2 protein-coding genes and 1 pseudogene are annotated in these 1,343 nt (G+C 56.1%); all 3 read right to left on the reverse strand.

The genetic code is table 11. The features are described from left to right. Positions 1–79 precede the first annotated feature (79 nt). Positions 80–526 carry a DEAD/DEAH box helicase gene (locus QJT78_RS51330; RefSeq protein WP_281460884.1) on the reverse strand — a complete coding sequence of 149 codons (447 nt, stop codon included), beginning with the start codon at positions 524–526 and terminating at the stop codon, positions 80–82. Between the two features lie 229 nt (positions 527–755). Continuing rightward, positions 756–890, reverse strand: coding sequence for a helix-turn-helix domain-containing protein (locus QJT78_RS51335; protein ID WP_281460885.1), 135 nt, complete (start codon positions 888–890; stop codon positions 756–758). A gap of 12 nt (positions 891–902) precedes the next feature. Continuing rightward, positions 903–1,220 (reverse strand): annotated as a pseudogene (locus QJT78_RS51340) (recombinase family protein); the annotation flags it as partial. Positions 1,221–1,343: the final 123 nt, after the last annotated feature.

A 1,343-nucleotide genomic window follows, 5' to 3' on the forward strand; every position in this document is an offset into this window, starting at 1 on the left:
TCGCGGTTGAGGTGATGGGGTTGGCTTCACAACCGAATCCTACGCAGCATCAGCGCTTTACACCACGCTCGCCAGCCTCTCAGGCGCCCTCTCGCGAATAAGACGGGCTAGTCTTTGGACCTTCGCCGGCACGACGAGCTTTCACGACCGCATCGATGATCGGAATGAAAAAACAAAGCGATTTGCCTGAACCGGTTCCCGTTGTAACGATAAAGCTCTCGTCACGCTGGGCCTTGGCAATGGCCCGCCCCTGATGCCGGTGGAGATGTATGGGTTCGCGATGCTCGCCCATCGCAAATACGCGGCGAAGCTCGGAATCCAAAATCTGATCCGAAACCAATCGATCAATACTCGCGCCCTCTTCGTAGCGAGGGTTGATAGTGATCAAAGGAGGCGGCCAGAAACGATGCTGGTCGTACGCCCAGTCGATCTGTTTTCGGATCTCAGGAGCTTGAATAATGGAGAAAGACCGGGCGAATTTGGCATATCGGTCAAGCAGAGATCGATCGAGTTCGAAGATATCCAAGACGGGCCCCAGTGCGAATGCGCTCAAATGTGGAGGGAAGTCTTCCGCATGGTAGCGGACGTCGGACTGATGCTAAATCTAAGATTGGCTCTTGTTCATTGTGACCACACCTGCGTGTACTATCAAGACGTATTGGGGAGGGCAGGGGGCTCTCGCGCCTCACCGTGGCCGACTAAAGTTCAATGTCGACGACCACGCAAATAACGGGAAGGCTTTGTACTTGTTAAGGTCAATTCAGGCGACTGATTGTGCTATGACTGACATTGTACGAACGCGCTATGTCCGTCAGCACTTCTCCCGCCTCGCGGCGAGCAATGGCCTCTCGCCTCTGGTGGCTCGTCAGTTTCGGCTTACGTCCCAGGATAACCCCTCTTGCCTTTGCGCGCTCCCGTCCCTCGCCAGTGCGAGTCCGGATAAGTTCCCGTTCGAACTCAGCAAGCCCGCCCAATACCGTGAGCATAAGGCGGCCATGAGGTGTCGTCGTGTCCGCCCAGGTATCCCTCAAGGATTTAAAACCAGCACCTTTTTCAGCAATCGTCCCGAGGATGTTAAGAAGATCGCGCGTGGACCTCGCCAATCGATCGAGTCGGGTGACTACCAACACGTCCCCCTTTGCCAGGCCCCCCATTAGGCGCATCAGCTGCTTGCGGTCGGAACGAGCGCCGCTGATCTTCTCTTGAAATATCTTGTCGCACTTCGCGGTTTTTAGCCCGTCTTATTCGTAAGAGTGCGCCTCAGGGGTAAAGCGCTGATGCGGCGTAGGATTCGGTTGCGAAGCCAACCCCATCACCTCCAACCGCGAACGCCACGCCCGCCA

It is taken from the genome of Bradyrhizobium sp. Mp27, from assembly GCF_029953005.1.
GTDB lineage: Bacteria > Pseudomonadota > Alphaproteobacteria > Rhizobiales > Xanthobacteraceae > Bradyrhizobium > Bradyrhizobium barranii.